Origin of the sequence: Streptomyces sp. NPDC020884 (genome assembly GCF_044333935.1) — a bacterium.
In the GTDB taxonomy this organism is placed as follows: domain Bacteria; phylum Actinomycetota; class Actinomycetes; order Streptomycetales; family Streptomycetaceae; genus Streptomyces.
In genome coordinates this window covers 459,518-477,016 of record NZ_JBIRRY010000002.1, presented here as the reverse complement: position 1 = coordinate 477,016, position 17,499 = coordinate 459,518, and the positions used below count along the sequence as shown (strand labels likewise).

Genomic DNA, 17,499 nt, shown 5'->3' with positions numbered 1-17,499 from the left:
GCGGGGCTTCTCCTGTGCCGCCGGTTCCTATCCGAAGGATCACCGCGTGCATATACGCACCACGGGGGGCCGGCACGCGCGCCGGCTCAGACTCGCCGTTCCGGCGGCGGCCGTCACCGTCCTCGCCCTTGTCGGCACCGGGCTGACGATGTCCACGTCCCAGGCCGGGGAGCCCGCGCCCGCGTTGCCGACGGCCGCGCCCGAACGCCCCGTCGCCCCGCCGGAGTCGGAGCTGCGCGAGCGCGTGGCCGACTCGGCGGTGGCGGACCGCGAGGTCCTCCCGCCCGCCAAGTTCGCCGGGGACGACCCGGGCACCGCCGCCCCGATGGTCATCGGCGGCACGCAGACCCCCATCAGCGGCGCCCCGTGGATGGCGCAGCTCTGGTACTACGACGACCGGGGAACCCCGGGCGACGAGACCGACGACACCGGCTTCTTCTGCGGCGGCGTCGTCATCGCGCCCACGAAGATCGCCACGGCCGCGCACTGCGTCAAGGGCTTCGACTGGAACGCCAACGGCGTGGTCGTCACCGGCAGCACCTCCACCGAGCCGAACAGCAGCGGCACCGTGTCCTGGCCCTACCGGCAGTGGAACAGCCCGCTCTACAAGGACGTACAGGGAGCCGCCGACAACGACGTCGCGGTCCTCACCCTCTTCGACCCGGTCGCGGCCAAGCCCCTCCCGGTGATGGCGAACACGGACACGGGCCTGTACGCGCCGGGCACCCAGGCCAAGGTCTACGGCTGGGGCCGCACCACGTCCACCAACGACGACATCTCCACGACCCTGCGCTCGGCGACGCTGCCGATCGTCTCGGACGCGGCGTGCCGCGGTTCGTACGGAAGCTCCTTCGTGGCGGGCCACATGGTCTGCGCGGGCAAGACCGGCGCGACCGACGCGGAGACCGTCGGGGCCTGCAACGGCGACTCCGGCGGTCCGCTGGTGATCGGCGGCAAGCTGGCCGGCATCGTGTCATGGGGCATCCAGGACTGCGTCGGAGAGGGCGCGTACAGCGTCTTCGCCAAGGTGAGCACCTATGTGCCCGCCATCAACGCGCGGGCCTACGACACCAACATGACCTGGGACCACCGTGCGGACCTGATGGCCCGTAACGCGTCCAACAAGACGATGTACCAGTTCAAGTCGACCGGCACCGGCATGACGAAGGCCACGTACAGCAGCGGCTGGGGCGACATCAACGTCCTGCTCCAGACGGACCTGAACCGGGACGACAACCAGGACCTGCTCGTCCGCGGCACGGACGGCAACCTGTACTGGCAGTGGTACAACACGGCGGTCGACGCATGGGAGACCAAGCGGCTGGCCACCGGCTGGGGCACCCGCAAGCAGATCCTGGCGCCCGGCGACCTGACGAGCGACGGCCACCCCGACATCGTCTCGACCGACTCCTCCGGCGGCTTCTGGCTGTACCCGGGCAAGGGCGACGGCAACTTCGCCGCCCGGATCAAGATCGGCGGCGGCGGCCTGAACTACAACATGGTCCGCGGCAGCGGTGACTTCACCAACGACGGCAAGGCCGACATCGTCGCCCGGGGCAGCGGCGGGAAGATGTACCTCTTCAAGGGCACCGGCAAGGCGAGCGCCCCGTTCGCTCCCAAGGTCCTCGTCCGCACCTGGGACGTGGCCACGGCCCTGGTCACCACCGGCGACTTCACCGGTGACGGCCACGCGGACATCATCGTCAGGGTGAAGTCCGGGGAGCTGTACCTCTACCCGGGCACCGGCAAGGCCGGCAGCGGCATGTTCGGCGCCCGCAAGCTGCTGGGCACCGGAGCCAACAACTACAACCTCTTCGGCTGACCCGGGCCCTGCCCGAGACCTTGGCCACACCGGCGACGGCCGGGGAGCAGCTCGCACGACGGCTGCGCCGCATACGAAACCCCAGGTGAACGCCGTCTCACGGCACGTTCTCCCGAAAGCCCGGTGGCCCCCGTCGTCCGACGGGGGCCACCGGCGCGTATGCAACCCTTCTTGGTGCTTCGGCCGTCCTACAGGAGAGGCCGACCGCGCGTGGACCACCACGTCAGGGGGCAGACGGGCAACAGGAGTGACGAGGGAGACGCGTGAGCGAGCAGAGCAGGAGCACGGGCCACATACGCGGCACCGGCAGCCGACGGAGGAAGCCCTCCCGCAGGCACCGCGCCAAGGTCGTCACGGCCTGGACGGTGGCGGGGGTCGTGGTCGTCGGCGGGGCCGGGCTCGGATACGCGTACATGAAGCTCGACGGCAACCTCTCCAGCATCGACATCGACGCCAAGCTGGGCGCCGACCGTCCCGACGACGTGGACAACGGCTCGCAGGACATCCTGGTGCTGGGGTCCGACTCGCGCTCCGGTGACAACGGGAAGTACGGCGCCGACGAGGGTGCGGCCCGTTCCGACACGGCGATGGTCGTGCACGTCGACAAGGGCCACAGGACCGCGAGCGTCGTCTCGATCCCGCGCGACACCCTGATAGAGCGCCCCGCCTGCGTCAGCGACACGACGGGCGACCCCGTCGGCGCCGAGCACCGGGCGATGTTCAACACCGCCTACGAGGTCGGCGGACCCGCCTGCGCGGTGAAGACCGTCGAGTCGATGTCCGGCATCCGCATGGACCACTACCTGGAAGTCGACTTCACCGGCTTCAAGAAGCTCATCGACGAGCTCGGCGGCGTCGAGATCACCACGAAGACCGCGATCGACGACTCCAAGAGCCATCTGGACCTCGAGCCGGGCACCCACACCCTGAACGGCGAGCAGTCCCTCGGCCTCGTCCGCACCCGCAAGAGCGTCGGCGACGGCAGCGACCTGGGACGCATCCAGCTCCAGCAGGCGTTCATCAAGGCGCTGATGCAACAGGCCAGGAGCGTCGGGGTGTTCTCCAGCCCCGCGAAGCTGTACGGCCTCGCGGACGCCGCCACCAAGGCCGTCACCACCGACTCCGGGCTCGGCTCGGTCAAGAAGCTCACCGGCTTCGCCAACGGCCTCAAGGGGCTGAACGCGAAGAACGTCCACATGGTGACCCTGCCCGTGGAGTACGACCCGGCCGACCCGAACCGCGTCCTCCCGCAGGAGAAGGCCGGCCGGCAGGTCTGGACCGCCCTCAAGAACGACCGGCCGATCCCCGCCGCCGCCACCGAGAAGTCGGCCGGCGACAAGGGCGACGCCGGAAAGGTCGTCGGGTAACCCCCACCGGTCACGCTCCGTGCGCGGGCCGTCGGGGAATACCTGCGGTCCGCCCCCGGTTTTGGGAGATACGGCCGGTCCTGGCAGACTGGTACGTCGGCCCCGGTTCACGGCCGCGCAATCCGCGCGGACGACCCGGCGCCCTCCCGAAACTAGGAGACACCTTGAAGCGCGACATCCACCCCGAGTACGTCGAGACCCAGGTCAGCTGCACCTGCGGTGCGTCGTTCACCACCCGGAGCACCCTCGACAACGGCGCCATCCGCGCCGACGTCTGCTCCGAGTGCCACCCGTTCTACACGGGTAAGCAGAAGATCCTCGACACCGGCGGCCGCGTGGCCCGCTTCGAGGCCCGCTTCGGCAAGGCTGCCGGCTCCGCCAGCAAGTAGCGAGCCACTGCGCCGGTTCTCGGCGCCCTCTTCCCGGGGGCGTCGGAGCCGGCGTTTTTCCGGTCGGGCGTCCGGGGGAACCCCCACCGGACGCCCCACCGGGCAGTACGCCCTCCAGCAGGCCCGCAGACGTAACCCACCAGGAGCCCCCGCATGTTCGAGGCGGTCGAGGAACTGATCGGTGAACACACCGGTCTCGAGACGAAGCTCGCCGACCCGTCGGTCCACGCCGACCAGGCCAACGCGCGCAAGCTCAACAAGCGCTACGCGGAGCTGACCCCGATCGTCTCCACGTACCGGGCCTGGAAGCGGACCGGCGAGGACATCGAGACCGCGCGCGAGTTCGCCGCGGACGATCCCGACTTCGCCGCCGAGGTCAAGGACCTGGAGAAGCAGCGCGACGAGCTCACCGAGAAGCTCCGCCTTCTCCTCGTCCCGCGCGACCCCAGCGACGACAAGGACGTGCTCCTGGAGATCAAGGCGGGCGCGGGCGGCGACGAGTCCGCCCTGTTCGCCGGCGACCTGCTGCGCATGTATCTGCGCTACGCCGAGCGCGTCGGCTGGAAGACCGAGATCATCGACTCCACCGAGTCCGAGCTCGGCGGCTACAAGGACGTCCAGGTCGCCGTGAAGACCAAGGGCGGCAACGGCGCCACCGAGCCCGGCCAGGGCGTCTGGGCCCGGATGAAGTACGAGGGCGGCGTGCACCGCGTCCAGCGGGTGCCCTCCACCGAGTCCCAGGGCCGCATCCACACCTCCGCCGCGGGCGTGCTCGTCACCCCCGAGGCCGAGGAGGTCGACGTCGAGATCCACGCCAACGACCTGCGCATCGACGTCTACCGCTCCTCGGGACCCGGCGGGCAGTCCGTCAACACGACCGACTCCGCCGTCCGCATCACGCACCTGCCGACCGGCGTCGTCGCCTCCTGCCAGAACGAGAAGAGCCAGCTCCAGAACAAGGAGCAGGCCATGCGCATCCTGCGCTCCCGGCTGCTGGCCGCCGCCCAGGAGGCCGCCGAGCAGGAGGCCTCCGACGTCCGCCGCAGCCAGGTCCGCACCGTCGACCGCTCCGAGAAGATCCGTACGTACAACTTCCCGGAAAACCGCATCTCCGACCACCGCGTCGGCTTCAAGGCGTACAACTTGGACCAGGTGCTCGACGGAGAGCTCGACGCCGTCATCCAGGCGTGCGTCGACGCCGACTCCGCCGCCAAGCTCGCCAACGCGTAAGCGACCCGCCCGCCCCGCACACCCGTAACCCGTACGGAGAACCGCGATGAACCTGCTGCTCGCCGAGGTGGCCCAGGCCACCCAGCGGCTGGCCGACGCCGGTGTCCCCTCACCGCGATTCGACGCCGAGGAACTCGCGGCCTTCGTCCACGGGGTGAAGCGGGGCGCGCTGCACACGGTGCCCGACACCGACTTCGACGCCCGGTACTGGGAGACGATCGCCCGCCGCGAGGCCCGCGAACCCCTCCAGCACATCACCGGCCGCGCCTTCTTCCGCTACCTGGAACTCCAGGTCGGACCCGGTGTCTTCGTGCCCCGGCCCGAGACCGAGTCGGTCGTCGGCTGGGCGATAGACGCCGTGCGCGCCATGGACGTCGTCGAGCCCGTCGTCGTCGACCTGTGCACCGGATCGGGCGCCATCGCGCTCGCCATGGCACAGGAGGTCCCCCGCTCCAAGGTGCACGCCGTGGAGCTCTCCGAGGACGCCCTCAGGTGGACGCGGAAGAACGCCGAGGGGTCCAGGGTCACCGTCCACCGCGGAGACGCCCTGAGCGCCCTTCCCGAGCTCGACGGCCAGGTCGACCTGGTGATCTCCAACCCGCCCTACATCCCGCTCACCGAGTGGGAGTACGTCGCCCCCGAGGCCCGCGACCACGACCCGGAGATGGCCCTGTTCTCCGGCGAGGACGGCCTCGACACCATCCGCGGCATCGAGCGCACCGCCCACCGCCTGCTGCGCCCCGGCGGCCTCGTCGTCATCGAGCACGCCGACACCCAGGGCGGCCAGGTGCCGTGGATCTTCACCGAGGAGCGGGGCTGGGCGGACGCCGCCGACCACCCCGACCTGAACAAGCGGCCCCGGTTCGCCACCGCCCGCAAGGCCATGCCGTGACCGGCCCCCGGCACCACCACCCGTACCCGCACCTGTCCGAGGAGGCCGGCTGATGGCTCGGCGATACGACTGCAACGACGCCACCGACCGGACCACGGGCCTGCGCGAGGCAGCATCCGCCGTCCGCCGGGGCGAACTGGTCGTGCTGCCCACCGACACCGTGTACGGGATCGGTGCGGACGCCTTCACCTCGGAGGCCGTCGCCGACCTGCTGGACGCCAAGGGCCGGGGCCGCAACATGCCCACCCCCGTCCTCATCGGCTCGCCGAACACGCTGCACGGCCTGGTCACCGACTTCTCCGAGGAGGCCTGGGAGCTCGTCGACGCCTTCTGGCCCGGCGCCCTCACCCTCGTCGCCCGGCACCAGCCCTCGCTCCAGTGGGACCTCGGCGACACCCGGGGCACCGTCGCCATCCGGATGCCGCTGCACCCGGTCGCCATCGAGCTCCTCACCGAGGTCGGCCCGATGGCCGTCTCCAGCGCCAACCTCACCGGACACCCCTCGCCCGAGGACTGCGACGCGGCCCAGGGCATGCTCGGCGACTCCGTCTCCGTCTACCTCGACGGCGGCCCGACGCCCGGCATCGTGCCGTCCTCGATCGTCGACGTCACCGGCGCCACCCCGGTCCTGCTGCGCGCCGGCGCCCTCTCCGCGGAGGAGCTGCGCAAGGTGGTCCCCGACCTCGAGGTGGCCAATTGACCGCCCCCGAGGGGCGTGGCATAGCGGGGCGGACCGACACCTTCCGCATCCTCCACGTCAGCACCGGCAACGTCTGCCGCTCGCCGATCACCGAGCGGCTGACCCGCCATGCCCTGGTGGACCGCCTCGGCGACCCGCTCAGCGGCGGCCTGATCGTGGAGAGCGCCGGCACCTGGGGCCATGAAGGCGCGCCCATGGAGGCGAACGCCGAGGTCGTCCTCGCCGACTTCGGTGCGGACGCCAGCGGCTTCGTCGGCCGCGAGCTCCTGGACGAGCACGTGATCCGCGCCGACCTGGTCCTGACCGCCACCCGCGACCACCGCGCCCAGGTCATCTCCATGGGCCACTCCGCGGGCCTGCGGACCTTCACGCTCAAGGAGTTCACCCGGCTGGTGCGGGCCATAGACCCGGCCACCCTGCCCGACCCCCGCGACGAGGGCGTCGTCGAGCGCGCCCGCGCCCTGGTGCGCGCCGCCGCCGCACTGCGCGGCTGGCTGCTGGCCCCGACCGCCGAGGCGGACGAGGTGTACGACCCCTACGGCGCCCCCATCACCTTCTTCCGCTCCATCGGCGACGAGATCAACCAGGCCCTCGACCCGGTCGTCACCGCGCTCACCGGCGTCCGCGCCCCGCACTGAGCGGCGCACCCGCTCCGTACCGAGGGCCGGTGCGCCGACCGGCGTACAGCGCCCCGCGACAGCGGGCACAGCGCACCGCCCCGGCGTACGTTGGAGCTGACACCGGCACCCCTCGCCGGCGCACCCACCTCCAGGCCCGGAGCCGTCCCATGCCGGTCACCTCTCCCGCCGCACCCGCAGCCGTGTCGCCCGCGCCCGACGCCCTGCCCCAGGACTTCGGCGCCCTGCTCCGCCAGGACCCGGAGGTCGCCGGGGTCCTGCTCGCGGAGACCGGCAGACAGGCCGACACCCTCCAGCTGATCGCCGCCGAGAACTTCACCTCGCCCGCGGTCCTCGCCGCCCTCGGCTCCCCCCTCGCCAACAAGTACGCCGAGGGGTACCCGGGCGCCCGCCACCACGGCGGCTGCGAGCACGCGGACGCCGCCGAACGCATCGCGGTCCGCCGGGCCACCGCCCTCTTCGGCGCCGAACACGCCAACGTCCAGCCGCACTCCGGCTCCTCCGCCGTCCTCGCCGCCTACGCCGCGCTGCTGCGACCCGGGGACACGGTCCTGGCGATGGGACTGCCGTACGGGGGCCACCTCACCCACGGGGCGCCGGGCAACTTCTCCGGCCGCTGGTTCGACTTCGTCGGCTACGGGGTGGACCCGGAGAGCGGGCTCATCGACTACACCCGGCTCCGTGCACTGGCCCGCGCCCGCCGTCCCAAGGCCATCGTCTGCGGCTCGATCTCCTACCCCCGCCACCCCGACTACGAGCTGTTCCGGGAGATCGCCGACGAGGTCGGCGCCTATCTGATCGCGGACGCCGCCCACCCGATGGGCCTGATCGCCGGGGGAGCGGCGCCGAGCCCGGTCCCGTACGCCGATGTGGTCTGCGCCACCACGCACAAGGTGCTGCGCGGGCCGCGCGGCGGCATGATCCTGTGCGGCGCGGAGCTGGCCGAGCGGGTCGACCGGGCGGTGTTCCCGTTCACCCAGGGCGGCGCGCAGATGCATACGGTGGCGGCGAAGGCGGTCGCGTTCGGGGAGGCGGAGACACCGGCGTACACGCTCTACGCGCACCAGGTCGTCGCCCACGCCCGGGTGCTCGCCGCGGGCCTGGAGGCGGAGGGCTTCGAGGTCACCACGGGCGGCACCGACACCCACCTCGTGGTCGCGGACCCGGCCCCGCTCGGCGTCGACGGCCACACCGCCCGCGAACGCCTGGCGGCGGCCGGTGTGGTCCTGGACACCTGCGCGCTGCCGTACGGGGACGCCCGGGGCATCCGCCTGGGCACCGCCGCCGTCACCACCCAGGGGATGGACGACGGGGACATGGCCCGGATCGCGGCCCTGTTCGGAGCGGCCGTGCGGGAGCCGGGCGATGTGAGCCCGATCGCGGCGGAGGTCCGTGAACTGGTCCTGCGCAATCCTCCCTACCCGGGGTAGTCGAGGGTGGTGCAACCATCTCCCGTACCGTGGAGTCCTTGTTCCAGGGACTAGGGTGTGGGGCTCAGATGGCCGGCGAATTCTGTGGGGCAGCCCGTGCGTGATTACCTGCTGACGCTCTGTGTCACGGCGGCGGTGACCTATCTGCTGACCGGACCGGTGCGGAAGTTCGCCATCGCGGTCGGGGCGATGCCCGCGATCCGTGCGCGCGACGTCCACCGGGAGCCGACACCGCGGCTCGGTGGGATCGCGATGTTCGGCGGGCTGTGCGCGGGGCTGATCGTGGCCGACCACCTCTTCAACCTGAAGGGCGTCTTCGAGCTCTCCAACGAGCCGCGGGCGTTGCTCTCCGGCGCCGCCCTGATCTGGCTGATCGGCGTCCTCGACGACAAGTTCGAGATCGACGCCCTGATCAAGCTCGGCGGCCAGATGATCGCCGCCGCCGTCATGGTCATCCAGGGGCTCACGATCCTGTGGCTGCCGATCCCCGGCGTCGGCACGGTCGCCCTCACCCAGTGGCAGGGCACGCTGCTCACGGTGGCGCTGGTCGTCATCACGATCAACGCGGTCAACTTCGTCGACGGCCTGGACGGGCTGGCGGCGGGCATGGTGTGCATCGCCTCGACGGCGTTCTTCCTGTACGCCTACCGCCTCTGGATGGGGTACGGGATCGAGGCGGCGGCCCCCGCGACGCTCTTCGCGGCGATCCTGATGGGCATGTGCCTGGGCTTCCTGCCGCACAACATGCACCCGGCGCGGATCTTCATGGGCGACTCGGGCTCGATGCTGATCGGCCTGGTGCTGGCGGCGGGCGCGATCTCGGTCACCGGCCAGGTCGACCCGGACAACATGAAGATCTTCTTCGAGGGCAGCGAGCGCGGGGCCACCCACGCGATGCTCCCGGTCTTCATCCCGCTGGTACTGCCGCTGACGATCATCGCGATCCCAGCCGCCGACCTGATCCTCGCCATCGTCCGGCGCACCTGGAACGGCCAGTCGCCGTTCGCCGCCGACCGGGGCCACCTGCACCACCGGCTGCTGGAGATCGGCCACTCGCACAGCCGGGCCGTGCTGATCATGTACTTCTGGTCGGCCCTCATCGCCTTCGGCGCCGTCGGCTACTCGGTGCACTCGGCCTCGATGTGGATCGTCTTCGTCATCATCGCGGCCAGCGCGGTGGGCCTCGTCCTGCTGCTGATGCCGCGCTTCACCCCGCGCGCCCCGCACTGGGCCAACCGCTTCGTGCCGCCGCGCTACCGCCGCGGCGAGGTGAGCGCGGACACGGAGCCGGAGTCGCCCGCGTCCGCTCAGGGCAAGGAGCCGGCCCTTGCCGCCTCCGGGGCCCAACAGGGCACGGAGGGCGCTCAGATGGGCGAGGAGGCCGCCGAACGGGCCCCTGTGGCGGTCGGGGTGTCCGGCGTCAACGGCGCGACCGCGATCGGCGCCCGATCGCGGTTCCCGGATCGCCGCTCGATCGACTCCTCGCGTTGACGATTCGGAACTCACGGTGCATTACCAGACATTGCGCCGCCTTGTCGTGCACACACGCGCGGAGTAACTCTCATGTGTGACAGTTGGCACACTTTCCAGGTAAAGACCTCATCAAATAGTTTGTGATACCGTTCACGAGACCCGGTGACGGAGCCGAAGGACCCTAGTAGGACGGTCCATTGGCCCGAAAATCCGCCTCGCGGACCGGGCCTACGCTCGTCCATGACGACGCCCCATTCCTCCCCTCAGACCAGTGGAGCCTCCGCCATGCAGTCCGACATGCGCGAACTACTGCGCATCGCCACGCCCACCGCCGCGGTGGGAGCCATCGCCACGCTTGTCGGCGGTCTGCTCGCCGGTGGCGAGGGGGCGATCGGTGCTGTGGTCGGGTGCCTGGTGGTCATCCTGTTCATGGCCCTCGGGCAGCTGGCGCTGCAGTGGGTCGCCAAGGCCATGCCTCACCTCTTCCAGGGCATGGGGCTGATGGTTTACTCGGCCCAGCTCGTGCTCCTGCTCGTCCTCATCATGGGCATCAGGAACACGACGCTCTTCGACCTCCAGGTCTTCGCTCTCTCGCTGGTCGCCTCGGTGATCGCATGGATCATCACGCAGACCGTCCTGCACGCCAGGAGCAAGACCCTGTACGTCGATCCGGAGGCGGAGACCCGGAAAGCCCCGGGCGGAGCTGAGGGGAAGCATGACCAGTAGGGCCGGGATAAAGCCCTGTTCGACATGCTGCTATCGTCCGGTCTCGGTTGCGGTACTGCGGGCGCGGACAACACGGCTGTCGCCTGATTCATCGCGAGGCTTCGGGCCCGGCCGCCGCCTCCTCACCGTAAGAATCCAGTCCGGTGCCGACCTGCGGCTGCCAGCCGCTCCGATACAACGAGGTAGCCGTATCCATGCGCCATGCAGAAGGAGCTCCTGGTGACTGCTGACGCCCAGACGCTCGCCTTCGAGGTTGACTGCCACCTGTTCCAGGGCTCGTGCGGATTCCCAGCCCCGAGCGCGTGGTCGTTCATCTTCGACCCGATTTTCACTATCGGTCCGGTCGAGTTCAACAAGCCGATGCTGCTGGCGATCATCGGAACGATCGCCATCCTGAGCCTGTTCTGGGCCGGCTTCTCCAAGCCCAAGGTCGTTCCGGGCAAGCTGCAGCTGGTTGCCGAAGCCCTTTACGACTTCGTCCACCGGGGCATTGCCAAGGAAATCATCGGCAAGAAGGGCGAGCCGTTCGTCCCGCTGCTGGTGTCGCTGTTCTTCTTCGTCTGGATGATGAACCTCTGGGCGATCATTCCGCTGGCCCAGTTCCCGGTGTCATCGCTCATCGCCTACCCGGTCGGACTGGCACTGCTCGTCTGGGTCGTCTACATGTCGGTGACCTTCCGGAACCACGGTCTCGTCGGCGGAATCCGTAACCTGTGTGTGCCGAGTGGTCTGCCCAAGCCGATCTACGTGATCCTGACGCCGATCGAGTTCGTCTCGAACATCTTCGTGCGCCCCTTCACGCTGGCGGTCCGACTCTTCGCGAACATGTTCGCGGGTCACATCCTCATTCTGGTCTTCACGATCGCGACCTGGTACATGCTCGGCAGCGTGCTCGGCACGGTGTACGCCACCGCGTCGTTCGCCGTGACACTCGCCCTGACCGTCTTCGAGATGTTCATCCAGGCGCTCCAGGCATACGTGTTCACCGTGCTGACCGCCACGTACTTGTCCCAGGCGCTCGAAGAAGCGCACTGAGGACACCGGGCCACCACCCGGACACACCCCCTAGACGTTCGGTGGATGCACTCTCCACCGGCCACTCAAGAGAAGGAATCACAGATCAATGTCTGAGACTCTCGCAGCCGTCACGGGCAACATCGGCACCATCGGTTACGGCCTCGCGGCGATCGGCCCCGGCGTCGGCATCGGCATCATCTTCGGTAACGGCGTGCAGGCCATCGCCCGCCAGCCCGAGGCTGCCGGCCTCATCCGCCAGAACATGCTGCTCGGCTTCGCCGTCATCGAGGCCCTGGCCCTGATCGGCTTCGTCGCGCCCTTCATCTACCCGAAGTAGTCCAGGCGACCTGACGATACGTTTTCGACGAAAGGTCCACCATGTTGCATCTGGCAGCTGAGGAGCCGCAGTCACCGCTGTTTCCGGTCTGGCCCGAGATTGTCATCGGCCTGATCTGCTTCAGCATTGTCTTCTTCGTCTTCTACAAGAAGCTCCTCCCGGCCATCAACAAGGCCCTGGACGAGCGTCGCGAGGCGATCGAAGGTGGCATCGAGAAGGCCGAAGCGGCTCAGACCGAGGCCCAGAGCGTTCTTGAGCAGTACAAGGCTCAGCTCGCCGAGGCCCGCCACGAGGCCGCCCGTCTGCGCCAGGAGGCGCAGGAGCAGGGTGCCGTCATCATCCAGGAGATGAAGGCGGAAGGTCAGCGGCAGCGCGAAGAGATCATCGCCGCCGGCCACACCCAGATCGAGGCCGACCGCAAGGCCGCGGCCTCGGCGCTGCGTCAGGACGTGGGCACGCTCGCCACCACCCTGGCCGGCAAGCTCGTCGGCGAGTCCCTCGAGGACCACGCCCGGCAGAGCGGCACCGTCGACCGTTTCCTCGACGAGCTCGAGGCGAAGGCCGAGGCCGTCCGATGAACGGTGCGAGCCGCGAAGCGCTGGCCGCCGCACGCGAGCGTCTCGACGCGCTGACCGACAACACGTCGGTCGACGCGGCGAAGCTCGCCGAGGAGCTGGCATCGGTCACCGCGCTGCTCCACCGCGAAGTATCGCTGCGCCGGGTCCTCACCGACCCGGCCCAGAGCGGCGAGAGCAAGGCCGAGCTGGCCACCCGCCTGCTCAGCGGCCAGGTGGGCGGCGAGACCGTCGACCTGGTCTCCGGACTGGTCCGGTCCCGCTGGTCGCAGTCGCGTGACCTGGTGGACTCGGTCGAGGAGCTGGCGAACACCGCAGACCTCACCGCGGCCCAGCGCGGCGACGTCCTCGACGACGTCGAGGACGAGCTGTTCCGGTTCGGCCGGATCGTCGGCTCCGACCCGGAGCTGCGTTCCGCGCTCACCAGCCGTACGGCCACGGCGTCCGCCAAGGGCGAGCTGCTCCGCAGCCTGCTCGGCGGCAAGGCGCAGCCGGTCACCGAGCGGATCATCGTCCGCCTGGTCACCCAGCCCCGTGGACGTAGCCTGGAAGCAGGGCTGGACTCGCTGTCCAAGCTCGCCGCGGAGCGCCGGGACCGGATGGTCGCCGTCGTCACCTCGGCGGTGCCGCTCAGCGACCGGCAGAAGCAGCGTCTGGGCGATGCCCTGGCGAAGCTCTACGGCCGGCAGATGCACCTGAACCTGGACGTGGACCCCGCGGTCCTCGGCGGGATCTCGGTGCGCGTCGGTGACGAGATCATCAACGGCACCGTCGCGGAGCGCCTCGAAGAGGCGACCCGGCGCATGGCCGGCTGACCTCAGCGCAACAGAACAAGCAAGACCAGCGGCCCGGTTGGGCCGTGCAGAAATTGCAGAAGATTCCTGGGGGTCGGCCCCCAGACCCCCTTAAGAAACTTCGGGCCCAACAAGGAGAGCAGGGAACCCAGATGGCGGAGCTCACGATCCGGCCGGAGGAGATCCGGGATGCGCTGGAGAACTTTGTCCAGTCGTACAAGCCGGACGCGGCCTCGCGCGAGGAGGTCGGTACGGTCAGCGTGGCCGGCGACGGCATCGCGAAGGTGGAGGGCCTGCCCTCCGCCATGGCTAACGAGCTGCTGAAGTTCGAGGACGGCACCCTCGGTCTCGCCCTCAACCTCGAGGAGCGCGAGATCGGTGCCATCGTCCTCGGCGAGTTCAGCGGCATCGAGGAGGGCCAGCCGGTGCAGCGCACCGGTGAGGTGCTCTCCGTCGGCGTCGGCGAGGGTTACCTCGGCCGCGTCGTCGACCCGCTCGGCCAGCCGATCGACGGTCTCGGCGAGATCGCGACCGACAGCCGCCGCGCCCTCGAGCTGCAGGCCCCTGGCGTCATGGTCCGCAAGTCGGTGCACGAGCCGATGCAGACCGGCTACAAGGCCGTCGACGCCATGGTGCCGATCGGCCGCGGCCAGCGTCAGCTGATCATCGGCGACCGTCAGACGGGTAAGACCGCTCTGGCCGTCGACACGATCATCAACCAGCGCGACAACTGGCGCTCGGGCGACGTGAACAAGCAGGTGCGCTGCATCTACGTCGCCATCGGTCAGAAGGGTTCCACCATCGCCTCCGTGCGTGGTGCGCTCGAAGAGGCCGGTGCGCTGGAGTACACGACCATCGTCGCCGCCCCGGCGTCCGACCCGGCCGGCTTCAAGTACCTGGCGCCGTACACCGGTTCGGCCATCGGCCAGCACTGGATGTACCAGGGCAAGCACGTCCTGATCATCTTCGACGACCTCTCGAAGCAGGCCGACGCCTACCGCGCGGTGTCCCTGCTGCTGCGCCGCCCGCCGGGCCGTGAGGCCTACCCGGGTGACGTCTTCTACCTGCACTCGCGTCTGCTGGAGCGCTGCGCCAAGCTCTCCGACGACATGGGCGCCGGTTCGATGACGGGCCTCCCGATCGTCGAGACCAAGGCGAACGACGTGTCGGCGTTCATTCCGACCAACGTCATCTCCATCACCGACGGCCAGTGCTTCCTGGAGTCCGACCTGTTCAACGCGGGTCAGCGTCCGGCGCTCAACGTCGGTATCTCGGTCTCCCGTGTCGGTGGCTCCGCCCAGCACAAGGCCATGAAGCAGGTCTCCGGCCGGCTTCGCGTGGACCTCGCCCAGTACCGCGAGCTGGAGGCGTTCGCCGCCTTCGGTTCCGACCTGGACGCGGCCTCGAAGGCCTCCCTGGAGCGCGGTAAGCGCATGGTCGAGCTGCTGAAGCAGCCGCAGTACGCCCCGTTCCCGATGGAGGAGCAGGTCGTCTCGGTCTGGGCCGGCACCACGGGCAAGATGGACGAGGTCCCGGTCGAGGACATCCGCCGCTTCGAGGGCGAGCTGCTGGAGTACCTGCGCCGTGAGCGCAAGGACCTCCTGACCAGCATCGCCGAGGGCGGCAAGATGTCCGACGACACGCTGCAGTCGATCGCCGACGCGATTGCCGCCTTCAAGCAGCAGTTCGAGACCTCGGACGGCAAGCTTCTGGGCGAGGGCTGATCGATGGGCGCTCAGCTTCGCGTTTACAAGCGCCGCATCCAAGCCGTCACCGCGACCAAGAAGATCACCAAGGCGATGGAAATGATCGCCGCCTCGCGTATCGTCAAGGCGCAGCGCAAGGTGGCGGCATCCAAGCCGTACGCGACCGAGCTCACCCGTGCGGTGACCGCGGTGGCGACCGGCTCCGACGCCAAGCACCCGCTCACCACCGAGGTCGAAGCCCCGACCCGCGCCGCGGTCCTGCTCGTCACGAGCGACCGCGGTCTGGCCGGCGGCTACTCCTCCAACGCCATCAAGGCCGCGGAGCGACTGCGGGAGCGCCTTGCCTCCGAGGGCAAGGAGGTCGACACGTACATCGTCGGCCGCAAGGGTGTCGCGTACTACGGCTTCCGCGAGCGCAAGGTCGAGGACTCCTGGACCGGCTTCACCGACAACCCGGCGTACGCCGATGCCAAGAGCGTCGCCGGTCCGTTGATCGAGGCCCTTCAGAAGGACACGGCCGAGGGCGGCGTCGACGAGCTGCACATCGTCTTCACGGAATTCGTGTCGATGATGACGCAGAACGCGGTCGACGCCCGGATGCTGCCGCTTTCGCTCGACGAGGTGGCCGAGGAGAGCACCCGCAAGGGTGAGATCCTGCCGCTGTTCGACTTCGAGCCGTCGGCCGAGGACGTCCTCGACGCCCTTCTGCCGCGCTACGTCGAGAGCCGCATCTACAACGCACTGCTGCAGGCAGCCGCTTCCGAGCACGCTGCCCGCCGTCGCGCGATGAAGTCGGCCACCGACAACGCCGGGGACCTCATCAAGAGCCTGTCCCGGCTTGCCAACGCGGCCCGCCAGGCCGAAATCACCCAGGAAATCAGCGAGATCGTCGGCGGTGCCAGTGCTCTGGCCGACGCGACCGCGGGGAGTGACAAGTAATGACCACCGCTGTTGAGACGGCCGCTGCCACGGGCCGCGTCGCCCGGGTCATCGGCCCGGTCGTCGACGTGGAGTTCCCCGTCGACGCGATGCCGGAGATCTACAACGCCCTCCACGTCGAGGTCGCCGACCCCGCCGAGGACGGCGCCCGCAAGACGCTGACCCTCGAGGTCGCCCAGCACCTGGGTGACGGCGTGGTCCGCGCGATCTCGATGCAGCCCACCGACGGTCTGGTCCGCCAGGCCGCGGTGACCGACACGGGCGCGGGCATCACCGTTCCCGTCGGTGACATCACCAAGGGCAAGGTGTTCAACACCCTCGGTCAGATCCTGAACGAGCCGGAGGCCGAGGCGCAGATCACCGAGCGCTGGCCGATCCACCGCAAGGCCCCGGCCTTCGACCAGCTCGAGTCCAAGACCGAGATGTTCGAGACCGGCCTGAAGGTCGTCGACCTGCTGACCCCGTACGTCAAGGGCGGCAAGATCGGTCTGTTCGGTGGTGCGGGCGTCGGCAAGACGGTCCTCATCCAGGAAATGATCATGCGTGTGGCGAAGCTGCACGACGGTGTGTCGGTGTTCGCCGGTGTCGGCGAGCGCACCCGTGAGGGCAACGACCTCATCGACGAGATGACCGAGTCGGGCGTTCTGGAGAAGACCGCGCTCGTCTTCGGCCAGATGGACGAGCCGCCGGGCACGCGTCTGCGCGTGGCCCTGTCCGCCCTGACCATGGCGGAGTACTTCCGCGATGTGCAGAAGCAGGACGTGCTGCTCTTCATCGACAACATCTTCCGCTTCACGCAGGCCGGCTCCGAGGTCTCCACGCTGCTCGGCCGCATGCCGTCCGCGGTGGGTTACCAGCCGACCCTGGCCGACGAGATGGGTGTGCTCCAGGAGCGCATCACCTCGACGCGTGGTCACTCGATCACCTCGATGCAGGCGATCTACGTCCCCGCGGACGACCTGACCGACCCGGCCCCGGCCACCACGTTCGCCCACCTCGACGCGACGACGGTTCTCTCCCGTCCGATCTCCGAGAAGGGCATCTACCCGGCCGTGGACCCGCTGGACTCGACGTCCCGCATCCTGGACCCGCGTTACATCACGCAGGAGCACTACGACACGGCCAGCCGCGTCAAGGGGATCCTGCAGAAGTACAAGGACCTCCAGGACATCATCGCGATCCTCGGTATCGACGAGCTGGGCGAGGAGGACAAGCTCGTTGTCCACCGTGCCCGTCGCGTCGAGCGCTTCCTGTCGCAGAACACCCACGCCGCCAAGCAGTTCACCGGCCTGGACGGTTCGGACGTGCCGCTCGACGAGTCGATCTCCGCGTTCAACGCGATCTGCGACGGGGACTACGACCACTTCCCCGAGCAGGCGTTCTTCATGTGCGGTGGCATTGAGGACCTCAAGGCCAACGCCAAGGAGCTCGGCGTCTCCTGAGCCTCCGGCTCACCGAGGGGGG

General features: G+C 69.4%; 17 protein-coding genes. All 17 read left to right on the top strand.

The genetic code is table 11. The annotated features are described in order from the left end of the window. The first annotated feature begins 46 nt into the window (after positions 1-46). The 17 genes from ACH4UK_RS08925 (at position 47) to atpD (ending at position 17,477) form a co-directional block, all read left to right on the top strand. Positions 47-1,822, top strand: a complete 1,776-nt coding sequence (locus tag ACH4UK_RS08925; protein WP_398355347.1) for a trypsin-like serine protease — start codon at positions 47-49, stop codon at positions 1,820-1,822. Positions 1,823-2,085: 263 nt separating this feature from the next. Further along, positions 2,086-3,189, top strand: a complete 1,104-nt coding sequence (locus ACH4UK_RS08920; protein WP_398355346.1) for an LCP family protein — start codon at positions 2,086-2,088, stop codon at positions 3,187-3,189. A 164-nt stretch (positions 3,190-3,353) separates the two neighbouring features. Next, entirely contained in the window at positions 3,354-3,578 is a 225-nt protein-coding gene (gene rpmE / locus ACH4UK_RS08915) for a 50S ribosomal protein L31 (protein WP_398355345.1), read from the top strand. 153 nt (positions 3,579-3,731) lie between these two features. Beyond that, a complete protein-coding gene (gene prfA, locus ACH4UK_RS08910) occupies positions 3,732-4,808 on the top strand; it encodes a peptide chain release factor 1 (RefSeq protein ID WP_398355344.1) in 1,077 nt (358 codons plus the stop codon). Positions 4,809-4,854: 46 nt separating this feature from the next. After that, on the top strand, positions 4,855-5,700 hold the full coding sequence (gene prmC / locus ACH4UK_RS08905; protein ID WP_050360399.1) for a peptide chain release factor N(5)-glutamine methyltransferase: 846 nt from the start codon (positions 4,855-4,857) through the stop codon (positions 5,698-5,700). A gap of 52 nt (positions 5,701-5,752) precedes the next feature. After that, on the top strand, positions 5,753-6,400 hold the full coding sequence (locus ACH4UK_RS08900) for an L-threonylcarbamoyladenylate synthase (protein WP_032763084.1): 648 nt from the start codon (positions 5,753-5,755) through the stop codon (positions 6,398-6,400). Continuing rightward, complete coding sequence (locus ACH4UK_RS08895; protein ID WP_006127583.1) at positions 6,397-7,038, top strand: low molecular weight phosphatase family protein; 642 nt, start codon at positions 6,397-6,399, stop codon at positions 7,036-7,038. The genes ACH4UK_RS08900 and ACH4UK_RS08895 overlap by 4 nt, the downstream gene beginning before the upstream one ends. A gap of 149 nt (positions 7,039-7,187) precedes the next feature. Then, positions 7,188-8,468, top strand: a complete 1,281-nt coding sequence (gene glyA / locus ACH4UK_RS08890) for a serine hydroxymethyltransferase (protein ID WP_398355343.1) — start codon at positions 7,188-7,190, stop codon at positions 8,466-8,468. Between the two features lie 84 nt (positions 8,469-8,552). After that, a complete protein-coding gene (locus ACH4UK_RS08885; protein ID WP_398355342.1) occupies positions 8,553-9,959 on the top strand; it encodes an MraY family glycosyltransferase in 1,407 nt (468 codons plus the stop codon). Positions 9,960-10,226: 267 nt separating this feature from the next. Beyond that, positions 10,227-10,667, top strand: coding sequence for a hypothetical protein (locus tag ACH4UK_RS08880; RefSeq protein WP_398355341.1), 441 nt, complete (start codon positions 10,227-10,229; stop codon positions 10,665-10,667). A 201-nt stretch (positions 10,668-10,868) separates the two neighbouring features. After that, entirely contained in the window at positions 10,869-11,702 is an 834-nt protein-coding gene (atpB, locus tag ACH4UK_RS08875; protein WP_398355340.1) for a F0F1 ATP synthase subunit A, read from the top strand. Positions 11,703-11,790: 88 nt separating this feature from the next. Further along, complete coding sequence (gene atpE, locus ACH4UK_RS08870) at positions 11,791-12,021, top strand: ATP synthase F0 subunit C (protein WP_007447723.1); 231 nt, start codon at positions 11,791-11,793, stop codon at positions 12,019-12,021. A gap of 41 nt (positions 12,022-12,062) precedes the next feature. Beyond that, the gene (locus tag ACH4UK_RS08865) at positions 12,063-12,599 is read left to right on the top strand and encodes a F0F1 ATP synthase subunit B (protein WP_398355339.1); all 537 of its coding nucleotides are present in this window, start codon (positions 12,063-12,065) and stop codon (positions 12,597-12,599) included. Further along, positions 12,596-13,411: a F0F1 ATP synthase subunit delta gene (locus tag ACH4UK_RS08860; RefSeq protein ID WP_398355338.1), complete on the top strand. Its 816-nt coding sequence runs from the start codon at positions 12,596-12,598 to the stop codon at positions 13,409-13,411. The genes ACH4UK_RS08865 and ACH4UK_RS08860 overlap by 4 nt, the downstream gene beginning before the upstream one ends. 131 nt (positions 13,412-13,542) lie before the next feature. After that, positions 13,543-15,114: a F0F1 ATP synthase subunit alpha gene (atpA, locus tag ACH4UK_RS08855; protein WP_398355337.1), complete on the top strand. Its 1,572-nt coding sequence runs from the start codon at positions 13,543-13,545 to the stop codon at positions 15,112-15,114. 3 nt (positions 15,115-15,117) lie between these two features. Continuing rightward, positions 15,118-16,035: a F0F1 ATP synthase subunit gamma gene (locus tag ACH4UK_RS08850; RefSeq protein WP_398355336.1), complete on the top strand. Its 918-nt coding sequence runs from the start codon at positions 15,118-15,120 to the stop codon at positions 16,033-16,035. Beyond that, on the top strand, positions 16,035-17,477 hold the full coding sequence (gene atpD, locus ACH4UK_RS08845; RefSeq protein ID WP_398355335.1) for a F0F1 ATP synthase subunit beta: 1,443 nt from the start codon (positions 16,035-16,037) through the stop codon (positions 17,475-17,477). The genes ACH4UK_RS08850 and atpD overlap by 1 nt, the downstream gene beginning before the upstream one ends. The last annotated feature ends 22 nt before the right edge of the window (positions 17,478-17,499 follow it).

What these genes read in the sequence shown, in the direction of transcription:
- ACH4UK_RS08860 (WP_398355338.1), top strand. Translation starts at nt 12,596, where the DNA reads ATGAACGGTGCGAGCCGCGAAGCGCTGGCCGCCGCACGCGAGCGTCTC.
- ACH4UK_RS08900 (WP_032763084.1), top strand. Translation starts at nt 5,753, where the DNA reads ATGGCTCGGCGATACGACTGCAACGACGCCACCGACCGGACCACGGGC.
- prmC (WP_050360399.1), top strand. Translation starts at nt 4,855, where the DNA reads ATGAACCTGCTGCTCGCCGAGGTGGCCCAGGCCACCCAGCGGCTGGCC.
- atpD (WP_398355335.1), top strand. Translation starts at nt 16,035, where the DNA reads ATGACCACCGCTGTTGAGACGGCCGCTGCCACGGGCCGCGTCGCCCGG.
- ACH4UK_RS08865 (WP_398355339.1), top strand. Translation starts at nt 12,063, where the DNA reads ATGTTGCATCTGGCAGCTGAGGAGCCGCAGTCACCGCTGTTTCCGGTC.
- ACH4UK_RS08880 (WP_398355341.1), top strand. Translation starts at nt 10,227, where the DNA reads ATGCAGTCCGACATGCGCGAACTACTGCGCATCGCCACGCCCACCGCC.
- glyA (WP_398355343.1), top strand. Translation starts at nt 7,188, where the DNA reads ATGCCGGTCACCTCTCCCGCCGCACCCGCAGCCGTGTCGCCCGCGCCC.
- ACH4UK_RS08850 (WP_398355336.1), top strand. Translation starts at nt 15,118, where the DNA reads ATGGGCGCTCAGCTTCGCGTTTACAAGCGCCGCATCCAAGCCGTCACC.
- atpE (WP_007447723.1), top strand. Translation starts at nt 11,791, where the DNA reads ATGTCTGAGACTCTCGCAGCCGTCACGGGCAACATCGGCACCATCGGT.
- atpA (WP_398355337.1), top strand. Translation starts at nt 13,543, where the DNA reads ATGGCGGAGCTCACGATCCGGCCGGAGGAGATCCGGGATGCGCTGGAG.
- atpB (WP_398355340.1), top strand. Translation starts at nt 10,869, where the DNA reads ATGCAGAAGGAGCTCCTGGTGACTGCTGACGCCCAGACGCTCGCCTTC.
- prfA (WP_398355344.1), top strand. Translation starts at nt 3,732, where the DNA reads ATGTTCGAGGCGGTCGAGGAACTGATCGGTGAACACACCGGTCTCGAG.